Below are 26,007 nucleotides of genomic sequence, written 5' to 3'. Positions count from 1 at the left end.
CGGTGCCCGGCGATGACGGCTTCGACGCGCTGATGGCGGCGATCACCGAGGACCCCGTCCCCGAGGAGGCGCTGCGCGACCCCGCCTTCGCCGCCGAGCACGCGGCGGCTGTGGCGGATGTCGCACTCCTGCGGGAGCGGCTCGGGGTGATCGGCGAGACACTGGCGGCCGCTCCCGGGGCGCCGCCGGCACGGGTCGTCCCGCTCAGGGCCCCGCGCACGGCCCGGCAGCGGTTCACCCTCGCCCTCGGCGCGGTCGCCGCGGCGGTGGCCGCCGTCACCGTGATCGGCGGGCTCGGATGGCTCGCCGTGGACGCGGGCATGGGGGCGGGCGGCGGTGACGCGGACGCGAGCGGGGCGAAGGCGGCGGCGCCCGACGAGCGGGGCGACGGCTCCGGGCACGCGGAGGCCGACCTCACCGCCGAGGGCTTCGTCGCGTGCTCGCGGCTCATCGTGGAGGGCACGGTTTCGGCGGTCGACGCGGTGCCGGGCGCCGCGCGGGACCGGATCACGCTGAAGGTGACGCGGTACATCAAGCCCGCGTCCGGCGACCGGACGGTCACGTTCCCGATGAGCCATGACGTGGACCCGCGCCTGCGGAAGGGCGACCGCGCCCTGATCACCATCCCCAAGGGTGCGGCGGAACCGGACAACTGGCCCACCGGCAAGGACGGCGACGAACTGCGCCGCCTGATCCTCAAGGCCCTGCCGGGTTCGGTGGGCATCCGGTGCCGGCAATGAGAAACGCCGGGTGGGCTCGTTCCGAGCCCACCCGGCGCTTGGGGTCAGTCGGTCACCGCTACGGCGCGACCTTCTCGATCTTCACGCTGCCGCTACCGGCCACCGTGCCGCCCGCGTTCAGCAGGGACACCTCGCCGAACAGCTCACGGCCCTCAGCGGCCGGGGCCTTCGCCTCGACCGCGGCCTCGACCCGCGCCGAGTCGCCGTTGCCGAGCTCCACCGTCTTCGACCCGTCGACCGTGACCTTGCCGAGCGCGTCCGAGAAGAACACGTCCCGGTAGTCGTAGGCGGTCGAACCGGTCGGCACCGAGTAGCCCACGACCTCGATCGTGTACGTACCGGCGGCCGGTTTCGTCAGGCTCACGGACTCCTCCGAGTCGCCCTCCGCCGACGAGCCGACGACCTTGCCGTCCTTCTTGACGGCCAGGTCCAGGTCGGCGGCGACATCGGCCGGGGAGCCGATGACGACGTCGAGCCGCTCCGCGCCCGCGGGCACCTCCACCGTGGTGGTCTGCGTGGCGCCCTGGCCGATGCTGGGCCGCGCCGACTTGGACGAGCCGAGCGAGCCGCCCTTCAGCTTGCCCTCGACCGCGGCGAAGTTGTTCGTGGCCTTCCAGGCGACGGGCGCCGGGGCGCCGACCTTCGCCTCGGGGACCGTCTGCACGGCCGGGTCGAAGTCGACGCCGAGCGCGGAGACCTTCAGCTCGTAGGGGTTGTCGAGCAGCGGCGACGTGCGGCGCGACTCGACCTCGATCTCCCAGACGCCGGGCTGCGGCTCCCCGTACGAACGCAGGTCCGGGCGGCAGGTGTTGGCCGGGTTCTCGTAGTTCGGGTAGCAGACGATCGACGACGTGGAGTCGACCGGGACGCCGTAGGGATGCACGGCGATGAAGCGCGTCTGGCTCTTGTCCTTCAGGCCGCCGAGGGCGACTTCGAGGGACTTGGTGCCCTTGGGCACGGTGACGAAGTGCGACGTGGTGCTGTTGCGCTGCACCGAGCCGTCCGCCTCGAACGTGAACGACGGCTTGGCGAGCGGCGCCGCGACGACGACGGTCGACATGATCTGCCGGTCGACGCCCTCGGTGCGCTCGTCGTCGACGGTGAGGATCGCGCTGTGCAGACCGGCGGAGGCGGCCTTCGCCTGGACCTTCACGGTGACGGGCTTGTTCAGCGGCAGCGTCACGTCATCATCGCCGAGGAGGCGGAAGGTCCTGTCGTGGTTGTTGACGAGGTCCAGCTCGTGGCGGATGCCGCGGTCCGGGCCCGAGGTGCGGGTGATCGTGACGTCGTACGTCCGCTTCTGACCGGTCTTCAGGCCGCCCTCACGGTCGTAGATGCCGGTGCCGGGCTTCTTCAGCTCCTGCTCCAGGGCGGTGTCGACCGGGGCCTTCACGGTGTACGTGTGGGCCTTCGCGCCGTCCTCGATGGCGTGCCAGGCGCCGACCACGTCGATCAGGCCGCTGCCCTGCGCGTACGCCTGCTCGCCGCGGATGCGGTCGGCGGTCGAGGTGAGCGCGGTGCGCAGCTTCGCCGGGGTCAGCTCGACCTTCTCGCGCTTGGCGGCGGAGAGCAGCAGCGCCGAGGCGCCCGCGGCCTGCGGGGAGGCCATCGAGGTGCCCTGGAGCATCGAGTAACCGGCGGGGAGCTGGTAGCCGGCCTCGGCGACCGGGGAGCCCGGCAGCCAGGTCTGCGTGGTGTTGATGGCCGAGCCCGGCGCCGAGATGACCGGCGTGAAGCCGCCGTCCTCGCGCGGGCCGCGCGAGGAGAAGTTCATCATCGCGTACTTCTTCTCCACGACGGAGCCGTAGTTGGCGGCCCAGGTCTCCTTGGAGATTGAGGCGCCGACGGAGATGACCTTGTCCGCGAGGCTCGGGTCGCCGATGGTGTTCGCGCCGGGGCCGGAGTTGCCCGCGGAGATCACCAGCTGCACGCCGTAGGTGTCGATGAGGCGCGTGTACAGCTCGGCGCGCGCGTTGTTGCCGTCGTTGAGGGCGGGCAGGCCGCCGATCGACATGTTGACGATGTCGACGCCGCGCTTGGTGACGAGGTCGATCATGCCCTCGGTGAGCGCGACGTTGGTGCAGCCGCCGGTCCAGGTGCAGGCGCGCGAGGAGACCAGCTTGGCGCCGGGGGCGGCGCCGTCCATCTCGCCGCCGAACAGGCCGTTGGCCGCGGTGATGCCCGCGACGTGCGTGCCGTGCTCGGACTCGATGACGCCGATGTTGACGAAGTCGGCCTTCTTGCCGACCCAGTCACCGCCGTAGGGGTCGGTGGGGACGTCCTTGCGGATCTCGACGACGAACGGCACGCGCTCGACGACGTCGGTGTCCGGATTGTCCTTGCCGAAGTAGGCGACCTGGTGGTCGTCCTTGTACGGCTTCATCGTCTCGTCGTCGGTGAAGTCGTTGTTGTCGTTCAGGTCGACGCGCACGGTGCCGGCCGCCGCGTCGTACAGGACGCCCCAGCTGTCGGTGGTGTCGCCGTCGCGGTTGATGTCGCCCTTGGCGTCGCCGCCCGTGGTGGCCGACTCGCGGAAACGGTTCACCTGGAAGGAGCCCGCGGGGGCCTTCCAGGTCTTGCCGTCCCAGGTGAAGGTGGGCCCGCTGACCGCGTCGGTCATGCGGCGCCAGGTGCCGTCGGCGTCCACGATCGGGTCGGTCGCCGTCACCCAGTCGGTGATCTTGCGCTCGCCGGTGGTGGTCTTCTTCAGCGCCGGGTGGCCGAGGTCGACGCCGGAGTCCAGGATGCCGATGGTGACGCCGCGGCCGTCCGCCTTCGGGTGCTTCTTGACGAAGTCGACGGCGCCCGTCTCGGCGGAGGGGTTGTACGGGTTCTTCGCCGGGGTCTTCCTGCCCGGACCCGGGTACGTGCCCTTCGCCCCGAGCGCCGCGCCCTTGGCACGGTCGGCGGCGGGCGTCGGGTCGTCCAGCTCGATCTCATGGCGCAGGTCGATGGCGTGCACGGACGACAGTTTCGAGGCGGACTTGATCGCGGCGTCGGCCCTGCCGGTCGGCACGGTCGCGCGGACGTAGCCGAGCTTGTCGTAGGTGCGGCCGACCGAGCCGCCCTTGACCGCGTCGAGCTGGTCGGCGACCCGCTCGGTGGCGCCGGGGGCGGTGGCGACCATCATCGTGACGGTCTTCTCGCCGTCCGCCTTGGCCTCGGCGAGCAGGTCGGCGTCGGCCGGGCCGAGCTTGCCCGCGGCCGACTTGGGCTCGGGCACGGGGGCGTCGTCCGCCGCGAAGGCCATGGGCGCCGCCCCGGTCGCGCAGAGCGCGGCGGTGAGGCCGATGGCTATCGCGAGGCGGGGCGCGCGTCCTGAGACCGGGGGTCTCGCGCTGGAACTGGATCTGGGCATCGGCATCCCTGTACGTGAAGGTCGGGAGGAGGGTTCATACGGCCCGGTTTCCGCGAAGTTCCGGAATCCGGGGCCGGATGACCGCTCAGCCTTACGTAAGTGACAGCTGTTTGGGGAGAGTTGTCCGAGCTGTGATCAGGGCGTGACGCAATTCCGCCATACGTCATGGTGGACAAGGCGGTTCATAGGGTGACTTGGGGCTACTGCTACCGGCCGTCGCGCGAGCGGGCGTAATGCCGCGAAGCCTTCGCGCGGTTGCCGCAGGCCGCCATGGAGCACCAGCGGCGCGTGCCGTTGCGCGAGGTGTCGAAGAAGTGCAGGACGCATGCCTCGTGGGCGCAGCCGCGGATCCGGTCGGGCGCGGTGGCCAGGAGGTTCAGATAGTCGCGGGCGGCGAGCCAGGCCGCGCCCCACGTCACGTCGGCGAACTCGGGCTCCTCGCCGGGGCCCTCGGCGGAGAGCCTCGCGCGGATCCGGCCGTGCCCGAGGATCCGGTCGACGCGGGCGGCGGCGGCCGCATCGCCGGGGGAGTCCACGGCGGAGGCGAGCGCGTCGCGGGCGCGCAGCACGTGCTCCAGGGTCGGGCCGTCGGCGGGGAAGCGCTCGGCGAGGCCGTTCGCCGCGAGCCAGACGGCGAGTCCCTCGACGCCGGTCAGCAGGTCCTGGCGTGCGCCGTCGTGCACCCAGCGGGTGTTGAGCAGGTCGAGGGAGAGCGGCTCGCCGGTGAGCGGGCGGGGGTCGTGGGTTGCGGCGGGCATGGGGTGCTCCCTTCAGTGCTAACCGCTCAAGGCTACGTGACCGGTTGACGCACGCGACAGCTAACCCCTAACCTCACATTCAATGGTTAGATCGCCCCGCTCGGGGCGGCGCCGCGACACGTCCACGACCAGACCAGGGGAGAGTCATGACCGCGAGCACCACATCCACCGCTCCGCGCACCGGCCACATCGGCTTGAACGTCACGGACCTCGAACGCTCGCTCGCCTTCTACCGCGACGTCCTCGGCTACGGGGTCATCGGCGAGGGCAAGGAGGAGGGCCGCCGCTTCGCCTTCCTCGGGGACGGCGCGCGTCCGGTCCTCACGCTCTGGCAGCAGGCCGACGCCGCGTACTCGGGCGCCCACGCGGGCCTGCACCACCTCGCGATCGAGACCGACTCCATCGAACGCGTCAAGGACTACGAGAGCGCGCTGCGGGCCCATGGCGTGGAGTTCGCCTACGAGGGCGTCGTACCGCACGGCGAGGGCGCCGCGTCCGGCGGCATCTTCTTCCACGACCCGGACGGCACCCGCCTGGAGATCTTCGCCCCCTCCGGAGCCCAGAACGAGCCCACCCCCGTGAAGTCGGCCCCAACCTGCGGCTTCTTCTAGCCCACCCCGCACGAGCGCCCCCGAAAGGGGCGCGGGGAACTGCGCGACCAGCCACAACGCACCCGCGGACGGACATCCACATGAGCGCCCCGAAGGGGGCGCGGGGAACTGCGCGACCAGCCACAACACACCCGCACCCGCACCCGAACCCACACCCCCGGATCGGAGCCCCCATGGCCCCGCCAGCCGACCACCACACCCCCTACCGCCACACCCCCTACCGCCACACCCCCTACCACCACGGCTCCCGAGCCATCCAGGACAAGGCCGGCGTACGCGAACTCGCCGACCACGTAGCCCGCTCCATAAGCCAAGGCGTCCGCCCCATCGCCGCCGCCTTCCTGGAGATCCAGCCCCAGCTGGTGATCACCGGCACCGACCCCACCGGCGCCGTCTGGGCCTCCCTCCTGACCGGCACCCCCGGCTTCGTGCGAGCCACGGGCCCCCGCCAGATCTCGATCACCGGCACCCCCCGCGCCACCGACCCCCTCGCCCCCGCCCTGGCCCGCGAGAACACCCCCGTCGGCACCCTCGCCCTCGACCCCCGCACCAGGCGCCGCATGCGACTGAACGGCAGGTCCCGCCCCACACCCCGGGGCCTCGCGATCGAGGCCGACCAGGTCTTCGCCAACTGCCCGAAGTACCTGCAAAAACGCACACTGCACGAGGGCCGGAGGCCGGAAGGCCCCGGCGAACCCCACCGCACCACCCGCCTCACCGCCGAGCAGCACGCGTCCGTCGCCGCGAGCGACACCTTCTTCCTCGCCACCGTCCACGCGCACGGCGCCGACGCCGGACACCGCGGCGGCGACCCCGGCTTCGTACGCGTCACTTCACCGACCACCCTGGAGTGGGACGACTACCCCGGCAACGCCATGTTCCTCTCCCTCGGCAACCTCCACGAGGACCCCCGCGCCGGCCTCCTCTTCCTCGACTGGACGACCGGCACCACCCTCCAACTCACCGGCACCGCCCGCACCGACTACGCCGACGACGGCTCCCGCACGGTCCGCTTCACCCTGACCGAGGCGGTCGAGACCCGCTCCGCGAGCCCTTGGCGCTGGTCCGACCCTGAGTACTCTCCTGCCAATCCAGCCGTGGGCGACTAGCGTCGGTCTGTGCACAAGGAGCTCAGGGTGGCGGCCTACGCCGTATGCGTACGCGACGGACAGGTACTGCTGGCCCGCTGGGTCGCGGGCGACGGCAGCAAACGCTGGACGCTGCCCGGCGGCGGCATGGACCACGGCGAGGACCCCTACGACACCGTGATCCGCGAGGCCGACGAGGAGACCGGATACGTCGTCGAACCGGTGACCCTCCTCGGCGTCGACTCCCTGCGCCGCCGCTACCCGCGCAGACTCGGCGCCGTCGCCGACTTCCACGGGCTGCGCATCCTGTACGAGGGCCGGATCACCGGCGGCGAACTGCGCCACGAGACCGACGGCTCCACTGACCTCGCGGCCTGGCACCCCCTGGAGTCCGTCGCGGACCTCGACCGCGTCGGACTCGTCGACATCGGCCTCGCACTGTGGCGCGCCCGCCCCTCCGACGGTCACCTCCCTGACGGCGCTGACCCCGGCCGCTGAGCCTCCGCCGAGCCTTCCCTTCCCTCGAAGGTGAACGTGGAGTGACCGCTTCCTCTCCGCCCGGGGAGGGGTGCGTGACCGCGCAGGGCGCCCGGTGATCCACGTACGGTGATCGGCGCCGGTCGTTGCGGTGTCGTTCACACACAGGTCACCCCCGATGCCAACGATCCAGTGAGAGCGGGAAGTTCGCGGGCCGCACCCCGGCCCCCGGGCCCCGCGACCACTGTCGACGCGTTCGCACCCGGGGAGACCGCGCATGCCGCGCATACGCTCTGTCGCCACCGCACCCGCCACGGTCCGCCTCGACCGCCGCTCCGTCCTCGCCGCCGCCGGGGCGATCACCCTCTCCGCCGGGATCGGCTACGCGCTCGGCCCCGGCGCCGGCTCCGGCAACGCCGCGCCCGCGGGCCACGCCACCGTGCCCCGCTCCCGCCCGGCGCCCGCCGCGCCCCTCATGCCGTACAAGAGCGGCACCACCCTGCTCACCGCCGCCGCCCCGCGCGGCACCTCCGGCTACCGCCGGCTCGGCGACGGGCCCGCCTGGCGGCGTACGGTGCGTGCCGACCTCGCGGCGGCGAAGCCGGGGCGTCAGGGGCGCCGGACCGCGCTCGCCGCCTTCGTGCAATTCACCGACCTGCACATCGTCGACGTACAACACCCTCTGCGGTACGAGTACTTGCGCGCGCAGACGGCGAGCGCCTGGCGCCCCCACGAGTCCCTGTCGGTGGCCGGCGCGGTCTCCCTCGTCGAGCGCGTCAACGCCCTGCGCGGCGCGCCCGCCACCGGTGCGCCCCTGCACTGCGTCGTCACGACCGGCGACAACACCGACAACAACTCCCGCACCGAACTCGACTGGTTCCTCAAGGTGATGAGCGGCGGCCGCATCACCCCCAACACCGGCGACCCGCGCCGCTACGAAGGCGTGCAGGACAGCGGCCTCAAGCTGTACTGGCACCCGGACGACGCCCTGCGCGACACCGACAAGGCGCTCGGCTTCCCGCGTCTGCCCGGCTTCCTCGACGCCGCCGTCCGCGAGGTCAACAGCCCGGGCCTCGGACTGCCCTGGTACTCCACCGTCGGCAATCACGACGCGCTGCCCGGGGGCTGCTGGGCGCCGAAGGACTCCTACTTCACCGAGTTCGCCGTCGGCGGCAAGAAGCTGATGTCCCTCGACGAGATGCGCGGCGCCGCCCTGTGGAAGGCCGTGAAGAAGGGCCGTGACCCCAAGGGCGCCCACTTCAAGGAGCTCCTGAAGAGCGAGGCGCGGCGCATGCGGTCCATCACGCCCGACGAGTCGCGGGCGCCCTTCACCCCCGCCGAGTACGTCAAGGCGCACCTGGACCCCGCCCACAAGGGCCCCGGCCCCGTCGGCCACGGCTATACCCGGGAGAATTTGGCGTCCGCCACCCAGTACTACTCCTTCCGGGTCAGCGACGACGTGCTCGGCATCAGCCTGGACACCACCGACCCCGGCGGCCACTACGAGGGCTCGCTCGGCACCACCCAGCTGCGCTGGCTCGAGCGTGAGCTGACGGCCAACGAACGGCGGGCCGGCGGACCTTCGTACGTCGTCGTCTTCAGCCACCACACCAGCAGGACCATGCGCAACCTCCGCCACGACCCGGCGCGGCCCGGCGAGGCGCGGCACGGTGGCGAGGAGGTCCTCGCGCTGCTCGGCCGCCACCCGTCCGTCGTCGCCTGGGTCAACGGCCACAGCCACAAGAACAAGATCACCCCGCACCACACCCCGGACGGCTCCTTCTGGGAGGTCTCCACCGCCTCCCACATCGACTTCCCGCAGCTGGCGCGGGTCGTGGAACTCGCCGACAACCACGACGGCACCCTCTCCGTCTTCACCACGCTCATCGAATCGGCCGCGCCCCACCGCACGGATTTCGCCGATCTCTCCCAGACCGGTCTGGCCGCGCTCTACCGCGAGCTGTCCTTCAACGCCCCCGGCGCGAAGCCCGGTTCGGTCGGCGAGGCGGGCGACCGGAACACGGAACTGGTGCTGCGCAAAGGCCGATAACAGCTCAACCTCTCCCCGGTGGACAACCCGCGCGCCGCGCCCGGAGTCCCTCCCGCCGACCGACGCGGACAGACCAGGAGAGGGCGGCACATGACAGCGCGCAGGAGATGGACCGGGGTGGCGGCGACGCTGGCGGCGGTGGTGGCGGCGGGCGCCTTCGCGGCCCCCGCGGTCGCGGCGCCGCCCGGAGACGGGGAGCGGCACCGGGCGACCCTGCGCGCCATGGAGAAGGCCCTGAACGAGGACGCCCCCGGCGTCACCGCCCAGGCCAGGGACCTGCACGGTCGCTGGAACGCCGCCGCCGGCCTCGGCGACCTGGAGCGCGCCACCCCGCGCGGGGCCCACGACCGCTACCGCGTCGGCAGCATCACCAAGACCTTCGTCGCGACCGTCCTCCTCCAGCTGGAGGCCGAGGGGAAGCTGTCCCTCGACGACAAGGTCGGACGGTGGCTGCCGGGCGTCGTCGAGGGCAACGGCCACGACGGCGACCGCATCACGGTGCGCCAGCTCCTCAACCACACCAGCGGAATCTTCGGCGTCACGGCCGACGACGACTTCCAGCGACGGGTGTTCAGCGAGGAGTTCCTCGCCCACCGCCACGACACCTGGACCCCCGAGCAGCTGGTGGGGATCGCCATGCGCCACGAGCCGGACTTCGCGCCCGGCACCGGCTGGAACTACTCCAACACCAACTACGTACTGGCGGGCATGATCATCGAGCGGGTGACGGGCACCCCGTACGCACAGGAGATCAGGAAGCGCGTCATCAAACCGCTCGGCCTGCGCGCCACGTCCGTCCCGGGGACCGCGTCGACGATGCCGGCGCCCGGCTCCCGCGCCTACACCAGGCTCTCCGACGACCCCGGCGCCAAGCGCCACGACGTCACGGAGCTCAATCCCTCCATGGCGGGCGCGGCGGGCGAGATGATCTCCGACTCGGCGGACCTGAACCGCTTCTACACGGCGCTGCTGCGCGGCGAGCTCCTGCCGAAGCGGCAGCTCGCGGCGATGAAAACCACCGTGCCCAAGGGCGAGGACCGGCCCGGCCAGCGGTACGGCCTCGGCATCCAGCCCTTCACGACCTCGTGCGGCACGGTCGTGTGGGGCCACGGCGGCGACATCCACGGCTCGTCGTCCCTGGCGGGCACGACGGCGGACGGCCGCCACGCGCTGGCCCTCAACTTCAACGGTCCCGGCGGCGAGGCGGGCCCGGTCCTCGACGCCGAGTTCTGCGGGCGCGGGCAGGGATAGCGAAGACCCCGCCGGGGCGGCCGACGCGCTACCTGGGCAGCACCACGACGTACGCCGCCGGGTCACGGTCCGTCGACGCCATCAGCGCGGTCCGCACGACGGCCGCCTGCTGGTCCGGGGTGTCCCGGAGCTTTCTCGGGGTGATGTGGACGACGGTGATGCCGAGCCGCTCGAAGTGCTCGCGCTTGCGGGCGTACTCGGACCACAGCGCGTCGTCGTCCTGGCGCGCGCCCTGCCGGGGCGCGCGGGTGTCGAGCTCCACGGCGACGGACTGCTGAGGCCAGTAGGCGTCGACGCCGCCGAGGTGCGGGCCGCCGGGCAGCCGCAGGTCGACGTTCCACAAGGGGTCGGGCAGGCCATGCTCGGCCACCAGCCGGTACAGCCGGTCCTCCGCGATGGCCCGCCCCTCGGCGAGCAGCGAGTCCACGGCGTCCACGACGTGCGGCAGGGTCAGCAGCCGGGCGTTGGCCAGCTCCCGTACGACGGCGGGCGGTTCGCAGTGCCCGCCGCGCACCGCCTCGCTGAGCAGCCGGCGCACCGAGCCCGCCTCGGTGAGCTGCGCCACCGCGTCGGCGAGGGCGCGTTCCACCGGGGCGACCGGAACTCCCGTGAGGTGCTGGGGGGCCGGCAGTGCGGAACCGCGCACCAGCCGCACGAACCCGGCGGACCGCAGGCGGCGCGTGCGGGGCACCAGGATGTCGATGCGGTCCAGGGAGAGCAGCGGGGGAGCGGACGAGAAGCGGTGCAGGGCGAGCGCCGCCAGGCCCGTGATCATCGCGTCGGCGTACGGGGCGTGCGGCTCGCCCGAGGTGGGCTGGGCGGGCACGGCGGCGGCCCGCTGGGCCGGTGGGCGCCCCGCGTAGAGCAGGGCGCCGTGCAGCCGCTCCTCACTGGTCGGCGGCCCCGGGTGCAGCAGGCAGACCCCTGGCAGAAGCTGCTGCCAGGGACCGCCGGGTCGGCAGTGGGTGCCCGCGTCCGTGGCGGAGACGCCGTGCTCGCGGAGCTGGGCGGTGCTCAGGACGCGGGGCTGGATGTCGGCGAGGTGCTGGAGAGGGAGCGGCGAGAGCGGGGTGTCGTGGTTCATGCCCCGGTCGTTCCCGCCTCCGCTCCGCTCCCTAACCGCTGTTACACACTCGTCGTCAAACCCGGACAAGCTCGCCCTAAAGCACGGGCGTTCGACTGCCGATGAGCTTTCCCCCTCAGTAGTCGAACGAACCCGTGGCGCGGCTCGTGCCCTTGAACTGGAGGAAGAACTTGGTGCCGTCGAGCACGTCCGAGGCAGCCAGCTTCCAGCTGCTCCCGATCCGCTTCCAGCTGTTGCACTCCCAGCCCGACCCCTTCTTGAAGCAGGTCCGCACGTCGCGGGCGGCGCTGCTGAGCTTGACGTTGATGTCCTTGCACCGGGTGGTGGTGGTCGCGTAGGTGCCCCTGGCGGGCCAGTACGCCGGGTCGTTGGCGCCGGTGCCCGGGTAGCTGGTGAAGCGCGGCGCGTTCTCCGTGCAGGCACGGGCCGGGCTGACGGGTGAGTCCGAGGCGGCGGACGGCCCCGCCACGGCGGCCGTCAGGCCACTGCCGAGCAGTACGGCGGAGGCCGCCATCGATGCGATCTTGACCTTTCGCAAGGTGTTCCCCCTGTGTCTCAACGGGTTGTGCGGTCAAGACAGGAAGCTACGGGGGAAGCCCCTCACACCGCGTCCCACGGACGTTTGACTTTCCGCTCCACCCCTCGCGGCAGCGGGTAAACCACGGCGGTACGCGGCGGTGGGTCATCCAACGGGCGCGGTAGCGAAGGCACCCGCGGGGTGCCGGGGGCGGCGGACAGCCGCACGCCCCCGGCGAGACTTCCCCCCGGCCTAGGCCCCCGCGTCGCAGGCCTGCGCCCGCAGCGAGCGGGCCAGGTCGTCGCGGGCCTCCAGGACCAGGCGCCGCAGGGCCGGTGCGGCGCTCTCATGGGCGGCCAGCCACGCGTCGGCGGCGGCGAGCGCCTCGGCGCCCTGGAGGTGCGGGAACAGTCCCCGCACCACGTCCATGCCGATCTGGATGGACCGCTCCGCCCACACCCGCTCGATCGCCTCGAAGTACCTGGAGACGTACGGCGCGGTCAGCTCCCGCTGCGACGGTTGCGCGAACCCGGCGATCGTCGCCTCGACCAGTGCGTTGGACAGCGCGTCCGACTCCACCACGGCGGCCCACGCCTGCGCCTTGACCGCCGCCGAGGGCCGCGCGGCCAGGCACCGCACCTGGTGCCGCTTGCCGGAGGCCGTGTCGTCGCGGGCCAGCTCGGCCGTGAGGGCCTCCTCGTCGGCGGCGCCGTGTGCGGCCAGGGGGCCGAGCAGAGCCCAGCGCAGCTCCTGGTCGACCTCCAGGCCGTCGATCCTCGCCGTGCCCGCCAACAGGCCCTCCAGGAGCTGGAGATCGGCCGCCGAGGTGGCCACCGCCGCGAAGAACCGCGCCCAGGTCAGCTGGTGCTGGCTGCCCGGATCCGCCAGGCGCAGCTCCCGCAGCGCGCCCTCGGCGAGCACCCGGCCGCCCTCCTCGCGCCAGTCGGGCGCGGCGTACTGCGTGAGGGCGGCGTTGGCCCACGTGTGCAGCATCTGGAGCACGCCGATGTCGCTCTCGCGCCCCGCGAAGCGCAGCACGAGGCCGATGAAGTCCCGCGCGGGCATGAGCGCGTCCCGCGTGAGGTTCCACAGCGCGGACCAGCACAGGGCGCGGGCGAGCGGGTCGGTCAGGTCGCCGAGGTGCTCCCGCAGCGTCTCGAGTGAGGTCTCGTCGAAGCGGATCTTGCAGTACGTCAGGTCGTCGTCGTTGACCAGGACGAGTTCGGGGGCCGCCTCGCCGGCCAGCTCGGCCACCACCGTGCGCGGGCCGTCGACGTCGGCCTCCGCGCGGGCGTACCGCTCCAGGTCGCCGCCGGGCGTCCTGCGGTACAGGCCCACCGCCACGCGGTGCGGGCGCAGTTCGGGGTGCGACTCGGGGGCCTCCTGGAGCACGGACAGCTCGGTGATCCGGCCCTCCGCGTTCAAAATGACCTGGGGGGTCAGCGAGTTGACGCCCGCCGTCTGGAGCCAGGACCGCGACCAGGAGGACATGTCGCGGCCGGAGGTCTCCTCCAGGACCGACAGCAGGTCGCCGAGGACGGTGTTGCCGTACGCGTGCCGCTTGAAGTAGCGGCGGGCGCCCTCCAGGAAGGCGTCCCGGCCCGCGTACGCGACGAGCTGCTTGAGGACCGATGCGCCCTTGGCGTACGTGATCCCGTCGAAGTTGAGCTTGGCGTCCTCCAGGTCACGGATGTCGGCCGTGATCGGGTGGGTGGAGGGCAGCTGGTCGGCGCGGTAGGCCCAGGACTTGCGGTTGTTGGCGAAGGTGACCCAGCCGTTGGTGAAGCGGGTCGCCTCGACCATCGAGAAGGAGCCCATGAAGTCGGCGAAGGACTCCTTGAGCCACAGGTCGTCCCACCACCGCATGGTGACCAGGTCGCCGAACCACATGTGGGCCATCTCGTGGAGGATCACGTTGGCCCGGCGCTCGTACGACGCCTGGGTCACCTTGCCGCGGAAGACGAACTCCTCGCGGAACGTCACCAGGCCCGGGTTCTCCATCGCGCCGAGGTTGTACTCCGGCACGAACGCCTGGTCGTACTTCCCGAAGGGGTAGGGGTAGTCGAAGTTGTCGTGGAAGAAGTCCAGGCCCTGCTTGGTGACGAGGAAGATGTCGTCGGCGTCGAAGTGCGGGGCGAGGCCCTTGCGGCACATCGCGCCGAGGGGGATCTCCAGGCGCGTGCCGTCGGCCAGGACGCGCTCGTAGGAGTCCGTCACATAGTGGTAGGGGCCGGCGGCGATCGCCGTGATGTACGTGGAGATCGGCTTCGTCTCGGCGAACTTCCATACGCCGTCGGACAGTTCACCCACGCCGTTCGACCACACCGTCCAGCCCTCGGGGGCCCGCACCTCGAAGCGGTAGGGGGCCTTCAGGTCGGGCTGCTCGAAGTTGGTGAAGACGCGGCGGGCGTCCGCGGGCTCGTACTGCGTGTAGAGGTAGACCTCGCCGTCCTCGGGGTCGACGAAGCGGTGCATGCCCTCACCGGTGCGGCTGTAGGCGCACTGGGCGTCCACCACCAGTTCGTTCTCCTCGGCCAGGTCCTCCAGCGTGATGCGGGTGCCGTCGAAGGCCTCGGCCGGGTCCAGGTCCTTGCCGTTGAGCGTGAGGGCCGTGACGCTCGGCGCGATCAGGTCGGCGAAGCTCGCGGCGCCGGGCTCGGCACGGAAGCGGATCGTGGTCACCGAGCGGAAGGTGCGCGGCTCCTGACCGCCCTCGCCCACCGCCGAGCGCAGGTCCAGAAAGACCTCGTAGCCATCGACGGACAGCAGCGCGGCCCTCTCGCGGGCCTCGTCGCGGGACAGATTCTCACCGGGCACGGGCGGCACTCCCTTGTGACTCGCATGACTCGTACGAATGTCTTTGATCCTCGCATGGGCCGTCCGCCGCCGACATCCGGGAATGCCCTGGCAGGCCCCCGACGTTCCCCTCCCCAGGCGCCGAACACATCCCCTAGGGAGAGACATGTCCGAGAACACGAACGCTGCGAGCACGGCCAAGACCCCGGTCGACTTCTGGTTCGACCCGCTGTGCCCCTGGGCGTGGATGACGTCGCGCTGGATGCTCGAGGTGGAGAAGGTCCGCGACGTCGAGGTCCGCTGGCACGTGATGAGCCTCGCCGTCCTGAACGAGGACAAGATCGACGAGCTCCCCGAGGAGTACCAGGAGATGCTCAGGACCAAGGCCTGGGGGCCGGTCCGCGTCGTCATCGCCGCTCAGCAGGAGCATGGCGAGGAGATCGCCGGCAAGGTCTACACCGCGCTCGGCACGCGCTTCCACAACCGCGGCGAGGGCCCCACCCGGGAGGCCGTCGTCGGCGCCCTGGAGGACGTCGGCCTGCCCGCCGGCCTCGCCGACCACATGGACTCCGATGTGTACGACGCCCAGCTGCGCGCCTCCCACAAGGAGGGCATCGACAAGGTCGGCCAGGACGTCGGCACGCCGGTCATCGCCGTCCCCGGCGCCGACGGCGAGCAGATCGCCTTCTTCGGCCCGGTCGTCACCCCGGCCCCCAAGGGCGAGGCCGCGGCGAAGCTCTGGGACGGCACGCTGCTCGTCGCCTCGACGCCGGGCTTCTACGAGATCAAGCGGACGCGCACGCAGGGCCCCATCTTCGACTGACCCGCCTTCCGCGGAGCCGCGCTAGCCGAAGGTCTCCTCGGGGAGACGGAACCCCTGGCTCCGCACGTGGTACGGCTGCACCCACCGGCAGCCGGGGTTGGTGCAGCGCCAGAAGCCGCGGGCCTTGGCGAGCCCCACTTCCCCGGCGATGTGGGCCTCCTCGTCGGGGGTGACCTTGCGGAAGAGGTGCAGTTGTCGACAGGTCGGGCAGTGCTTCTCGTCCACCATGCAGGACACGGTGCACCGGAACGCCGGACACCGAAAGACCCCCGTGAGTCACGTCCTCACGGGGGTCTTTCCTCTATCCGCCTGCCTCAGCGAAGGTTGAGAAGACGATCACGAGGCAGGACGTTTCACGGGGCGGCGCGCCTCACGGGGCCAGGAGCAGGCTGTTCACGCGCTGCTTGGCGGCCTCGTAACGCTTGGCGACGTCCTGCCAGTTGACGACCTGCCACATAGCCTCGATGAAGTCCACCTTCTGGTTCTTGTACTGAAGGTAGAAGGCGTGCTCCCAGGCGTCGAAGACCAGGATCGGCGTCGAGCCCTGGCCGACGTTGCCCTGGTGGTCGTAGACCTGCTCGACGATGAGGCGGCCGCTGAGCGGCTCGTAGGCGAGCACGCCCCAGCCGGAACCCTGCGTCGTCGCCGAGGCCTTGGTCAGCTGGGCCTTGAACTTGGCGAAGGAGCCGAAGGACTCGGTGATCGCGTCCGCCAGCTCGCCGACACCGTCGGCGGCCAGCGGCTCGCCGCCGCCACCGTCCTTGGGGCTGTTCATGTTGTGCCAGTAGATGCTGTGCAGGATGTGGCCGGAGAGGTGGAAGGCGAGGTTCTTCTCCAGGCCGTTGATGGCCCCCCACGTCTCCTTGTCGCGCGCCTCCTCCAGCTGCTCAAGGGTGTCGTTCGCGCCCTTCACGTACGCCGCGTGGTGCTTGTCGTGGTGCAGCTCGATGATCTGCGGGTTGATGACCGGCTCGAGCGCCGCGTAGTCGTACGGAAGTTCAGGAAGCGTGTAAATGGCCATGACCGAGCCCTCCGACTGCATAACTACTGCTTGTTGCTACCTATTGCAAACGATGTGCAAGTGCAGGCTAGCAGCAGGTGAGGGCTTCGGCAGGGCAGGGGGGATCGGCCCTTCGACCTAGGGCTGGAGACGGTGTACCGCCGGGATCAGCGGAAGGCGGCCGGGGCGGGGAAGGTGACGTCGGTGCAGCCCCGCCGGGCGGTGATGTCGTCGACGTACGCGCGGAACAGGGCGCGCAGCCGGTCGCGCGTCAGGTTGTCGTACGTATAGCTGACGGTGAGGGTGTGGACCGCGGGGCGCCCGTCGCAGACGGAGGAGGCCCACCAGGCGCCGAGGCCCTCCCCGCCGCCCGCGGTGCCGGGCTTGGCGGCGTGCGGCTCGTCGTAGTCGTGCACGGCCACGGACCGCGCCTCGGCGCCGAAGAACGAGGCCGTCCGCATCCACCAGGGCGAGTGGGTGAGCGCGCTGTCCGTGAGGCGCCGCTGGGAGTCGCTCAGGTGTGGCGTGGTCGCGCGCACGCCGCGGGGGCTGACCGCCAGCAGGCAGGTCTCCGTCGTGCTCTCGGCTCCCGTGGGCGTTTCCAGCAGGCGGTCGGGGAGGCGGCCGCGCCGCGTGTCGTCGAGGTGGCGGGCGTACCAGGCGCAGGAGGCGCGCGCGGTCTTCGGGGCGCTGAGCTGTCGCTCGGGGCCGCGCAACTCGGTCGGCACGTCCGGGAGTCGGGGCATGCGGCAGTCGAGCCGGGCCGCGGCCCGGGTCAGGGAGTCGCGGGCGAGACCGGCCAGGATCTCGCGGTCGGCGTCCGACACGTCGTCGTATCCGGCCTTGGCCGTGACCTGCAAGGCCGAGGGTTTCCCGGCCGCGCAGTCGGCCCGCACGGTGACGGCGTCGTCGGTGTAGTGGCCCAGTGCCCCGTCGCCCAGCGGGCGCGGCTCGGCGTGATCGGCCCGGCGTGTCACGTCCGCCGGGCGGGACGCGAGAGTGCCCCGGTGGCCGAACGGCTCAAGCCGGACGCTGTCGCCGACCAGGTGCATCGGCATCGGGTCCTCGGGCGTACGGACGAGGAGGGAGAAGGAGCCCTGGTGGCCGCTGCGGCCGCGGTCCCAGCCGACCCGGCACTCCCGCGGTGTCGCGCCGGACCGCAGCGCGCCACCGTCCTCGCCCCACGCGACGGCCCTGCCGAATCCGCCCCGCAGCTCCATGACCGCCTCGGCGTCGATCACCCCGCCGCAGGCCTCGGCTATCCGCTTCTCGCTCGCGGCCCGGTCCCGCAGGTCCGTGTACGTGAGCCAGTACGCCCACAGGCTGGTGCCGATGCCGAGCACGGCGGCGACGTAGAACAGCTTGTTGAGCAGGTGACGCCCGGGTGAGGCGGGGGGCAGCCGACGGGGGCGCCGCGGCGGAGTCATGCCGTCCGGAAGCCGTGTGCCCGCGCGGTCCTGCCCGCTCTGCCCGTCCCACCTCATGCGTCGCCCCCCGTCGTCCGGCGCCGCACGTCAGCGGCCCGCAGAAGGTAACAGCCGCGGGCCGCGACGCCTCGGCCGGACGGCCGCGACTCCTGGGCCGGACGATCAGGCGGTCGCCGCCGGCTTCTCCTGCTTCTCCGCCAGCTTCTGCCGCACGAACCCGATCACCGCGAGGCACAGCGTCAGCGTGCCCGTCGCGAGGAGCTGCTTGCGCGTGTCCGGCTGCTCCGTCATCAGGTAGAAGATGTACGCCATCGCGGCCAGCGCGACCCAGGTCAGGAAGGGGTACGCCCACATCTTCACGACCAGCTTCCGCGGCTCCTCGCGCTCCGTCCTGCGGCGCAGGATCAGCTGCGAGACGGCGATGAAGATCCAGACGACGAGGATCATCGCGCCGATCATGTTGAGCAGCCACGGGAAGACGTCGTCGGGGCGCCAGTAGCTGAGCAGTACGCAGACGAAGCCGAAGACCGAGGAGGCGAGCACCGCGAGGCGCGGCACGCCGCTGTACACCCGGCCGAGGGCCTTCGGGCCCTGGCCGCGCGCGATCAGGGAGTACGACATGCGCGAGGCGCCGTAGATGTTGGCGTTCATCGCGGAGAGCAGGGCGATCAGGACGATGACGTTCATGATCTGCCCGGCGCCGGGGATGCCCAGGTGGTCGAGCGTGGCGACGTAGGGGCCCTTGGTGGCGACGTCCTTGTTGTCCCACGGCAGCAGCGTCACGACGACGAGCATGGAACCGACGTAGAAGAGGGCGATGCGCCACATCGCCGTGCGCACGGCCTTGGCGACGCTCTGGACCGGGTTCTCGGACTCGGCGGCGGCGATCGTGACGGTCTCCAGACCGCCGTACGCGAAGACGGAGGCGAGCAGACCGATGATCAGGCCGTCCGTGCCGTTCGGCATGAAGCCGCCCTCGCCGGTGAGGTTCTCCAGGCCGGGGGCGGGGGTGTCCGAGCCGGGCAGGATGCCGAGGATCGCGAGGACGCCGATGCCGAGAAAGAGCGTGATGGCGCCGACCTTCAGCGCGGCGAACCAGAATTCGAACTCGCCGAAGTTCTTCACGGCCGTCAGGTTCGCGCCGCAGAACACGAGCATGAAGAGGGCGACCCAGGCCCACTCGGGGCTGTCGGGGAACCAGCCCACCATGATCTTCGCGGCGCCGATGCCCTCCAGGCCGACGGCGACGCAGAGCAGGAACCAGAAACCCCAGCCCGCGGTGAAGCCCGCCCAGGGGCCGATCGCCCGCTCGGCGTGGACGGAGAAGGAGCCGGAGGCCGGGTTCGCGGCCGACATCTCGCCCAGCATGCGCATCACGAGCATGACGAGGGCGCCGGATATCGCGTAGGCGAGGACGATCGAGGGTCCGGCCTTGGCGATGCCCGCTCCGGAGCCCACGAAGAGCCCGGCACCGATGACGCCGCCGAGGGCGATCATGGAGAGGTGCCGCTGCTTGAGGCCGTGGACGAGCGGGGAGTCGGCCTTGGGTGCCGCATCAGGTGCTGCGGGGTCAGGCGCTGATGCTGCGTCCTGCTGGGTGGACGTCCGAGACATGGGCGTGCCCTGTTCAGTAGCCGAGACGGGGGGACGAGCGGGCCCACAGTCTGAAGTCCTGTACCGCTGACAGGGAACAGTGGACCGCTATACGGACACGACGCTTACACGTCGTGAAGGAATGAACACGTCATGTTCACGGGGTGTTCACTTCTGGTCCGGGCCGCCCCGCGCGCCGCTCCCGCCACTCCCGCAGGCCGGCCACCGCGAGCACCAGAGCAGTCGCCCCCGCGGACCACAGCAGCTGCGGCCGCGCCCCGTCGTCGCTCAGCATCAGGACGAGCACGGCGGCCATCGCGGCCAGCGCCGCCCAGGTCAGATAGGGGAAGGCCCACATGCGCAGGACGAGGCGCTCCGGCGCGTCCCGCTCGATGCGCCGGCGCAGCCGCAGCTGCGACACCGCGATCAACGCCCACACGAACAGCAGCACCGCGCCGACCGCGTTGAGCATGTAGAGGAAGACCGAGTCCGGCCACTTCAGATTGAGGACGACCGATGCGAAGCCGAAAGTGACCGACGCGAGGACCGCGCGGCGCGGCACCCCGCCGCCGGACACCTTCAGCAGGGCCTTCGGTGCCTCACCGCGCTCGGCCAGGGAGAAGACCATCCGGGAGGACCCGTAGAGGTTGGCGTTGAGCGCCGAGAGCAGGGCCACGAACACCACGATGTTCATGATCGTCCCGGCGGACGGCACCCCGATCGAGTCCAGGACCGTGACGTAAGGGCTGGCGCCCGCCTTCTGCGCCGTCCAGGGCAGCACCGTCACGATGACCAGCATCGAGCCGACGTAGAAGAAGAGAATGCGGTAGACGGCGCTGCGCACCGCGCGGGCCACCGAGCGGACCGGGTCGTCGGACTCGGCGGCCGCGATCGTGACGACCTCAAGGCCGCCGAAGGCGAAGACGACGGCGAGGACGCCGGAGATCACGCCCTCCCAGCCGTTGGGCAGGAAGCCGCCGTCACCGGTGAGGTGGCTGAGGCCGGCCGGGTCCGTGTCGGGGAGCACCCCGAAGATCGCGAGCAGCCCGAGGGCCAGGAAAGCGACGATCGCGAAGATCTTCAGGGCCGCGAACCAGAACTCGAACTCGCCGAAGTTCTTCACCGCCGCGAGGTTGGCGCCGGTGAAGACCAGCATGAAGATCAGCACCCAGGCCCACTGCGGCACCGCAGGTACCCAGCCGTTGGCGATCTGCGCGGCACCGGTCGCCTCCACGGCGAGCACGACCACCAGCAGGAACCAGTAGAGCCAGCCGACGCTGAATCCGGCCCAGCGGCCGAGCGCGCGCTCCGCGTGCACGGAGAAGGAGCCGGATGCGGGCATCGCGGCCGACATCTCGCCGAGCATCCGCATCACGCACATCGCGAGCGCGCCCGCGATCAGATACGAGACGACGATGCCGGGCCCCGCGACGGCGATCCCCGCCCCCGAACCGACGAACAGACCGGCCCCGATGACCCCACCGAGCCCGAGCATCGTCAGATGCCGCTGCTTGAGCCCGCCGCCGAGCGGTTCCCTCTCGGCACCAAGAGGCTCGGCACCAAGAGGCTCGGCTCCGAGTGGCCCGTCCCCGAGGGGAGCGGCCGTGGCCTTGGGGTCGTGCATGGTGCTCAGCGCTGCTCTCGGGGTGCTCAGGGGGCCCAGAGGTGCCCAGAGGTGCCTCTGGGGGATCCGCGGGGTCACGGAAACTTTTGGCGGGACTCCACAGTCTCCCCGGGCGGCGGCCCTCCGCGCAAAACGAGCCGCCCACCCGCCGACCTCCGTGACGAGCGTCACGCCGTAAGGGGTGTACGCGAAGCCCTTTGTGCGGAGCCCACCAACGCCCCGCCCACGGGTTGTCGCCCGGAGACCGTGTGGCGCCGCCCTCGCCTGGGATAGCGTCATCGCGTCCCAGCCTGCCCACGCCCTCGCGGAGTCCCGATGAGTATCGCCGCTGCCACCACCCGCCCCGGCCAGGTCCTCGCCGACCTGCTGCCCGCGTCCCGCGCGAAGGACGCGGTCCTCGTGCTCGGCGGCGCCGCGCTCACCGGCATCGCCGCCCAGATCGCGGTGCCCGTGCCGGGCTCCCCGGTGCCGGTGACCGGCCAGACCTTCGCCGCGCTGCTCGTCGGCACCGCGCTCGGCGCCCGCCGCGGCTTCCTCTCCCTCGCGCTGTACGCGCTGGTCGGCATGGCCGGCATGCCGTGGTTCGCGCAGGCGGGCTCGGGCGTCGCGGCCCCCTCCCTCGGCTACGTCCTCGGCATGCTGCTCGCCGCCACGGTGGTGGGCGCCCTCGCCCGGCGCGGCGGCGACCGCTCCGTGCTGCGCACCGCCGGCACGATGGTCCTCGGCTCCGCGATCATCTACGCCGTCGGCGTCCCCTACCTCGCCGCCGCGACCGGCATGTCGCTGACCCAGGCCGTCGCCGCCGGGCTCACGCCCTTCCTGATCGGCGACGCCCTGAAGGCCGCGCTCGCGATGGGCGCGCTGCCCACGGCGTGGAAGCTGCTCGACCGCTAGGGCCTGTCTGACACTTCCCGCCTGCCTCGCGACGCCATGCACGCACTCTCGCCGCACCGGGCGCAGAGCCAAGTACATCCAGTACGAGGCCCTACGCCCGGCACGCCGAGAGCACGCACCTGACGCCGCGAGACCGCCCTCCGGGCGACGACGGGAATCGTCAGACAGGCGCTAGGAGACGCCGTAGCGGACGCTGTAGTTCCGCCTGAAGAGGTTCGCCGGGTCGTACGTGGCCTTCAGCTCGGCGAGCCTCTTTCGCGTCCCCGCGTCGTACAGCCCCTCGGGGCGGTCCGCGCCGCCGAACGCGAAGTTCAGCGAGCGGCCGAGCGCCTGCCCCGCCACCTGCTTGAACGCCCGCGCGTGCAGCTCCCGCGCGGCCGCGACGTCCGTGCCGTGCAGCGGGGTGAGGAGCCGGACGAGCCAGCCCGCCTCACGGAAGGGCACCGCGTTCCGCGCGGGCCGCCCGAGCGCGCCGCCCAGGTGGTTGATCTGCACGACGTGCATCGACTCGGCGTCCGGCCCGGCCAGCGCGAGCAGCTCCCCGGCGGCGGCGACATCGAGGCCGCTCAGGGCCACGCTGTCCCCGTAGTAGGCGTGCGGGAACTCCGGATCGCTGTGGATGGTCGCGTTCTCGGTGTACGGCATCTCCCGCAGCGTGTCCGACTCGGCGGGCCCGAGCGCGCGCAGCGGCGCCACAAGACGCTCTCCCTCATCCGCCGGGCCCGTGAACGCGACGCGCACCGAGACCAGGTAACGGCCGCGCAGGTGCGGCGGGAGCTGCGGGATCTCCGGGTAGGCCACCGCCGCAAGGGACGAGGTCAGCTCCTCGGGCAGGCTCCGCGTCCACTCCTCGTAGCCGCGCAGCAGGTCGGCGGCGTCCGTCGTGGCCCCGTCGAAGGTGATCGCCCCGCCGTACAGCCGCGCGACCGGCACCAGGCCGATCTCCAGCCGCGTCACCACGCCGAGGGCGGCGCCGCCGCCCAGCAGGCCCCAGAACAGCTCGGGGTCGCTGTCGGCGGTGACGTGACGCAGGGTGGCGTCGGCGGTGACGACGTCGAGGGAGCGGACGTGATCGGCCGCGTAACCGAAGGTCCGGGCGAGGATGCCGAGGCCGCCGCCGAGCGTGTACGACACGGCGCCCACGCCCGGTGCCGAACCGTTCAGCGGGGCCAGCCCGTGGGGTGCCGCCGCCTCGACGACCTGACCCCAGCGGGCGCCGGCGTCGACGGTGGCGGTGCGCGCGGCGGCGTCGACGGTGACGGAGTCCATCCGCCGCGTACCGACAAGGACGCCGCCCTCCGAGGCCCCCGGCAGCCCGTGCCCGGTGGCCTGCACGCCCACGGGCAACGCGTGCTCGGCGGCGTGGGCCACGGCGGCGAGCACGTCGTCGGCGGTCTCGGCGCCGACGACGAGGGCGGGCCGGGTCGTGAAGCCGGTCTGGAACCCGGCGATCTCCTCGTCGTATCCGTCGTCGCCGGGCCGGAAGACGAAGCGCTGTGCGGTGAAATCCACGGGGTGCCTCCGTTGTGCCGCGTACGCCTGAGCCGCGTACGTCTGTCTGGCATCTGTCTGACAACGGAGAAGGTCCCGCGAAAAGCTGACAACCTCCGTCAGCTTTTCGCGGGACCCGGCAAGAAACGTCAGGCGTCGGCCTGCTCGCGGGGGCGGACCTTCTCGCGCACCACCGAGAACACGACCACGAACGCGGCCGCCAGGAGCGAGAGCAGCACCTGCTTGCGTCCGGTCTCGTCGGTCAGCATGTAGACGAGGACGAACGAGATCATCGCGATCGTCACCCACGTCAGATACGGGAAGAGCCACATCTTCACGACGAGCTTCTCCGGCTCCTCGCGCAGGATGATCCCGCGCATCCGCAGCTGCGTAAAGCAGATCATCAGCCACACGAAGAGGGCCACCGCGCCCGAGGAATTCAGCAGGAAGTCGAAGACGGTGTCCTTCCACTGGTAGTTGAACCAGACGGCGAGGAAGCCGAAGACGACGGAGCCGAGGATCGCGGCCACCGGCACGCCCCGCTCGTTCGTCTGCGCGAAGGCCTTGGGCGCGTCGCCGCGCTGGCCGAGCGAGAAGGCCATGCGGGAGGCGGTGTAGAGGCCGGAGTTGAGGCAGGACAGGACGGCGGTGAGCACGATGACGTTCATGACCTGACCGGCGTGCGGGATGCCGATCGAGTTGAGCGCGGCGACGTAGCTGCCGTCCTTGGTGATCGACTTGTCGTTCCACGGCAGGAGCGTGATCACCACGAAGATCGAGCCCAGGTAGAAGACGCCGATGCGCCAGATGACGCTGTTGGTCGCCTTGGTGACCGCGCGCTGCGGGTCCTCGGACTCGCCCGCCGCCAGCGTGACGATCTCGCTGCCCATGAAGGAGAAGACGACCATCAGCACACCGGTGAGGATGGCTCCCGCACCCTTGGGCATGAAGCCGCCCGCGTCGGTGAGGTGCCCGAATCCGGCGCCGGGGTTGTCCGAGCCGGGCAGCACGCCGAAGACGGCGAGCAGACCGATGGCGACGAACGCGCCGATCGCGACGACCTTGATGCCGGCGAACCAGAACTCGAACTCGCCGTAGGAGCCGACCGAGACGAGGTTCGTCGCGGTGAGCACCACCATCACGATGAGCGCCCAGCCCCACTGCGGGACGGCGGGTATCCAGCCGTTGAGGATCACGGCCCCCGCGGTGGCCTCCACCGCGAGCACCACGACCCAGAAGAACCAGTACAGCCAGCCGATGGAGAAGCCGGCCCAGCGGCCGAGCGCCTGGTCGGCGTAGGTGGAGAAGGAGCCGGAGGTCGGCCGTGCGGCCGCCATCTCGCCCAGCATCCGCATCACGAGGACGACCATGGTGCCGACGAGGGCGTACGAGACGAGGATCGCGGGCCCGGCGGCGGCGATCCCGGAACCGGAACCGACGAAGAGACCGGCGCCGATCACACCGCCGATCGCGATCATGGAGAGATGGCGGTTCTTGAGACCCGCTTTCAGGCCGTCGCCGGTGTCGCCGGTGTCACCACTGCCGCCAGACCGCGGATCCCCAGGGGATGAGGGGTTGCTGTCTGCCTTCGCAAGGGAGGGTTGCGAGGTCATGGACGAATCCTTAAGTTCTCGGGTCACGAGCCCCCGCATTCAAACTCAGGAGCGATCGGGACGGAAGTCCTGAATCCGGATCGTTGCATTCCGGCCCTTTGGCCCAGACCAGTCCGGGACCTTCGTCCCACAGGCCCGGCCCCGGTCGCGGCTACCCACCGCGCGACGTGCCACACTCGGTCGCATGCGCGTGTACCTCGGCTCGGATCATGCCGGCTACGAACTCAAGAACCACCTGGTCGAATGGCTCAAGAGCCACGGCCATGAGCCCGTCGACTGCGGGCCTCACATCTATGACGCCCAGGACGACTACCCGCCGTTCTGCCTGCGCGCCGCGGAGCGGACCGCCGCGGACCCCGAGGCCCTCGGCATCGTCATCGGCGGCTCCGGCAACGGCGAGCAGATCGCCGCGAACAAGGTCAGGGGCGTACGGGCGGCCCTCGCCTGGAGCGAGCAGACCGCGGCGCTTGGCCGTGAGCACAACAACGCCAACGTCGTCTCGATCGGCGGCCGGATGCACACCCAGGAAGAGGCGACGAAGTTCGTCGAGATCTTCCTGAACACGCCGTACTCGGGCGAGGAGCGCCACACCCGCCGCATCGACATGCTGTCGGCCTACGAGGAGACGGGGGAGCTTCCCCCGATCCCGCCTCACCACCCGCAGGCGTAGCGAGGCCACGGGGCTCCGCCCCGGACCCCGCTCCTCGAACGCCGGAGGGGCCGGTTCTCCCACGGCCCGGAACTCCTCGCCCCCGGCCCGCGCCGGAGTCTTCAGCCCGTCCGGCGTTTGAGGACGAGCCGTCAAGGCGATT

21 protein-coding genes are annotated in these 26,007 nt (G+C 71.5%); 9 read left to right on the top strand and 12 right to left on the bottom strand.

Translation table 11 applies throughout. The features are described from left to right. The first annotated feature begins 2 nt into the window (after positions 1-2). A complete protein-coding gene (locus ACF062_RS04720; protein WP_392135629.1) occupies positions 3-740 on the top strand; it encodes a hypothetical protein in 738 nt (245 codons plus the stop codon). 58 nt (positions 741-798) lie between these two features. Here the strand turns inward: ACF062_RS04720 and ACF062_RS04715 are convergent, their stop codons facing one another. Continuing rightward, positions 799-4,098, bottom strand: a complete 3,300-nt coding sequence (locus ACF062_RS04715; RefSeq protein WP_392135626.1) for a S8 family serine peptidase — start codon at positions 4,096-4,098, stop codon at positions 799-801. 206 nt (positions 4,099-4,304) lie between these two features. Then, the gene (locus ACF062_RS04710) at positions 4,305-4,856 is read right to left on the bottom strand and encodes a CGNR zinc finger domain-containing protein (RefSeq protein ID WP_392135623.1); all 552 of its coding nucleotides are present in this window, start codon (positions 4,854-4,856) and stop codon (positions 4,305-4,307) included. Between the two features lie 146 nt (positions 4,857-5,002). Here ACF062_RS04710 and ACF062_RS04705 point away from each other — a divergent pair, with 146 nt between their 5' ends. The 5 genes from ACF062_RS04705 (at position 5,003) to ACF062_RS04685 (ending at position 10,333) form a co-directional block, all read left to right on the top strand. After that, a complete protein-coding gene (locus tag ACF062_RS04705) occupies positions 5,003-5,467 on the top strand; it encodes a VOC family protein (protein ID WP_392135621.1) in 465 nt (154 codons plus the stop codon). A 173-nt stretch (positions 5,468-5,640) separates the two neighbouring features. After that, positions 5,641-6,576, top strand: coding sequence for a pyridoxamine 5'-phosphate oxidase family protein (locus ACF062_RS04700; RefSeq protein ID WP_392135618.1), 936 nt, complete (start codon positions 5,641-5,643; stop codon positions 6,574-6,576). Positions 6,577-6,585: 9 nt separating this feature from the next. Continuing rightward, positions 6,586-7,053: an NUDIX hydrolase gene (locus ACF062_RS04695; protein ID WP_392135615.1), complete on the top strand. Its 468-nt coding sequence runs from the start codon at positions 6,586-6,588 to the stop codon at positions 7,051-7,053. A 256-nt stretch (positions 7,054-7,309) separates the two neighbouring features. After that, positions 7,310-9,082, top strand: coding sequence for a TIGR03767 family metallophosphoesterase (locus ACF062_RS04690; protein ID WP_392135612.1), 1,773 nt, complete (start codon positions 7,310-7,312; stop codon positions 9,080-9,082). 90 nt (positions 9,083-9,172) lie between these two features. Continuing rightward, entirely contained in the window at positions 9,173-10,333 is a 1,161-nt protein-coding gene (locus ACF062_RS04685) for a serine hydrolase domain-containing protein (RefSeq protein WP_392135609.1), read from the top strand. A gap of 28 nt (positions 10,334-10,361) precedes the next feature. Here the strand turns inward: ACF062_RS04685 and ACF062_RS04680 are convergent, their stop codons facing one another. The 3 genes from ACF062_RS04680 to pepN all read right to left on the bottom strand — a co-directional run bounded on the left by ACF062_RS04680 (position 10,362) and on the right by pepN (position 14,751). Then, entirely contained in the window at positions 10,362-11,417 is a 1,056-nt protein-coding gene (locus tag ACF062_RS04680; RefSeq protein WP_392135606.1) for a hypothetical protein, read from the bottom strand. Between the two features lie 115 nt (positions 11,418-11,532). Further along, positions 11,533-11,931: a hypothetical protein gene (locus ACF062_RS04675; RefSeq protein WP_392135604.1), complete on the bottom strand. Its 399-nt coding sequence runs from the start codon at positions 11,929-11,931 to the stop codon at positions 11,533-11,535. Positions 11,932-12,186: 255 nt separating this feature from the next. Further along, a complete protein-coding gene (gene pepN, locus ACF062_RS04670) occupies positions 12,187-14,751 on the bottom strand; it encodes an aminopeptidase N (RefSeq protein ID WP_392135601.1) in 2,565 nt (854 codons plus the stop codon). Positions 14,752-14,896: 145 nt separating this feature from the next. On the opposite strand from pepN, the gene ACF062_RS04665 reads away from it, so the two are divergent. Further along, positions 14,897-15,553 carry a DsbA family protein gene (locus ACF062_RS04665; protein WP_392135598.1) on the top strand — a complete coding sequence of 219 codons (657 nt, stop codon included), beginning with the start codon at positions 14,897-14,899 and terminating at the stop codon, positions 15,551-15,553. 21 nt (positions 15,554-15,574) lie between these two features. On the opposite strand, the gene ACF062_RS04660 is transcribed toward ACF062_RS04665, so the two are convergent. From ACF062_RS04660 to ACF062_RS04640, 5 genes are all read right to left on the bottom strand, one after another. After that, complete coding sequence (locus ACF062_RS04660; RefSeq protein ID WP_223774663.1) at positions 15,575-15,781, bottom strand: hypothetical protein; 207 nt, start codon at positions 15,779-15,781, stop codon at positions 15,575-15,577. A gap of 142 nt (positions 15,782-15,923) precedes the next feature. Beyond that, positions 15,924-16,574: a superoxide dismutase gene (locus ACF062_RS04655; protein ID WP_062773926.1), complete on the bottom strand. Its 651-nt coding sequence runs from the start codon at positions 16,572-16,574 to the stop codon at positions 15,924-15,926. Positions 16,575-16,720: 146 nt separating this feature from the next. Further along, positions 16,721-18,037, bottom strand: coding sequence for a hypothetical protein (locus tag ACF062_RS04650; RefSeq protein ID WP_392135594.1), 1,317 nt, complete (start codon positions 18,035-18,037; stop codon positions 16,721-16,723). A 105-nt stretch (positions 18,038-18,142) separates the two neighbouring features. Beyond that, positions 18,143-19,594, bottom strand: coding sequence for an amino acid permease (locus ACF062_RS04645; protein WP_392135592.1), 1,452 nt, complete (start codon positions 19,592-19,594; stop codon positions 18,143-18,145). Positions 19,595-19,730: 136 nt separating this feature from the next. Continuing rightward, positions 19,731-21,197: an amino acid permease gene (locus tag ACF062_RS04640; RefSeq protein ID WP_392135589.1), complete on the bottom strand. Its 1,467-nt coding sequence runs from the start codon at positions 21,195-21,197 to the stop codon at positions 19,731-19,733. A 315-nt stretch (positions 21,198-21,512) separates the two neighbouring features. On the opposite strand from ACF062_RS04640, the gene ACF062_RS04635 reads away from it, so the two are divergent. Continuing rightward, positions 21,513-22,091, top strand: coding sequence for a biotin transporter BioY (locus tag ACF062_RS04635; protein ID WP_392135586.1), 579 nt, complete (start codon positions 21,513-21,515; stop codon positions 22,089-22,091). Between the two features lie 171 nt (positions 22,092-22,262). On the opposite strand, the gene ACF062_RS04630 is transcribed toward ACF062_RS04635, so the two are convergent. Then, a complete protein-coding gene (locus tag ACF062_RS04630; protein WP_392135583.1) occupies positions 22,263-23,603 on the bottom strand; it encodes an FAD-binding oxidoreductase in 1,341 nt (446 codons plus the stop codon). A gap of 128 nt (positions 23,604-23,731) precedes the next feature. After that, a complete protein-coding gene (locus tag ACF062_RS04625; protein ID WP_392135580.1) occupies positions 23,732-25,195 on the bottom strand; it encodes an amino acid permease in 1,464 nt (487 codons plus the stop codon). 184 nt (positions 25,196-25,379) lie between these two features. Here ACF062_RS04625 and ACF062_RS04620 point away from each other — a divergent pair, with 184 nt between their 5' ends. After that, positions 25,380-25,865, top strand: a complete 486-nt coding sequence (locus tag ACF062_RS04620; RefSeq protein WP_392135577.1) for a ribose-5-phosphate isomerase — start codon at positions 25,380-25,382, stop codon at positions 25,863-25,865. Positions 25,866-26,007: the final 142 nt, after the last annotated feature.

It is taken from the genome of Streptomyces sp. NPDC015345 (assembly GCF_043078805.1).
Classification (GTDB): domain Bacteria; phylum Actinomycetota; class Actinomycetes; order Streptomycetales; family Streptomycetaceae; genus Streptomyces.
The sequence above is the reverse complement of the archived record's forward strand: the minus strand, read 5'-3'. Positions and strand labels throughout refer to the sequence as shown.

Excerpts from the sequence above, each read along its gene's own strand:
- ACF062_RS04715 (WP_392135626.1), bottom strand. The coding sequence starts at position 4,098 with ATGCCCAGATCCAGTTCCAGCGCGAGACCCCCGGTCTCAGGACGCGCG.
- ACF062_RS04710 (WP_392135623.1), bottom strand. The coding sequence starts at position 4,856 with ATGCCCGCCGCAACCCACGACCCCCGCCCGCTCACCGGCGAGCCGCTC.
- ACF062_RS04705 (WP_392135621.1), top strand. The coding sequence starts at position 5,003 with ATGACCGCGAGCACCACATCCACCGCTCCGCGCACCGGCCACATCGGC.
- ACF062_RS04700 (WP_392135618.1), top strand. The coding sequence starts at position 5,641 with ATGGCCCCGCCAGCCGACCACCACACCCCCTACCGCCACACCCCCTAC.
- ACF062_RS04690 (WP_392135612.1), top strand. The coding sequence starts at position 7,310 with ATGCCGCGCATACGCTCTGTCGCCACCGCACCCGCCACGGTCCGCCTC.
- ACF062_RS04685 (WP_392135609.1), top strand. The coding sequence starts at position 9,173 with ATGACAGCGCGCAGGAGATGGACCGGGGTGGCGGCGACGCTGGCGGCG.
- ACF062_RS04680 (WP_392135606.1), bottom strand. The coding sequence starts at position 11,417 with ATGAACCACGACACCCCGCTCTCGCCGCTCCCTCTCCAGCACCTCGCC.
- ACF062_RS04675 (WP_392135604.1), bottom strand. The coding sequence starts at position 11,931 with ATGGCGGCCTCCGCCGTACTGCTCGGCAGTGGCCTGACGGCCGCCGTG.
- ACF062_RS04665 (WP_392135598.1), top strand. The coding sequence starts at position 14,897 with ATGTCCGAGAACACGAACGCTGCGAGCACGGCCAAGACCCCGGTCGAC.
- ACF062_RS04660 (WP_223774663.1), bottom strand. The coding sequence starts at position 15,781 with ATGGTGGACGAGAAGCACTGCCCGACCTGTCGACAACTGCACCTCTTC.
- ACF062_RS04655 (WP_062773926.1), bottom strand. The coding sequence starts at position 16,574 with ATGGCCATTTACACGCTTCCTGAACTTCCGTACGACTACGCGGCGCTC.
- ACF062_RS04650 (WP_392135594.1), bottom strand. The coding sequence starts at position 18,037 with ATGAGGTGGGACGGGCAGAGCGGGCAGGACCGCGCGGGCACACGGCTT.
- ACF062_RS04645 (WP_392135592.1), bottom strand. The coding sequence starts at position 19,594 with ATGTCTCGGACGTCCACCCAGCAGGACGCAGCATCAGCGCCTGACCCC.
- ACF062_RS04640 (WP_392135589.1), bottom strand. The coding sequence starts at position 21,197 with ATGCACGACCCCAAGGCCACGGCCGCTCCCCTCGGGGACGGGCCACTC.
- ACF062_RS04635 (WP_392135586.1), top strand. The coding sequence starts at position 21,513 with ATGAGTATCGCCGCTGCCACCACCCGCCCCGGCCAGGTCCTCGCCGAC.
- ACF062_RS04625 (WP_392135580.1), bottom strand. The coding sequence starts at position 25,195 with ATGACCTCGCAACCCTCCCTTGCGAAGGCAGACAGCAACCCCTCATCC.
- ACF062_RS04620 (WP_392135577.1), top strand. The coding sequence starts at position 25,380 with ATGCGCGTGTACCTCGGCTCGGATCATGCCGGCTACGAACTCAAGAAC.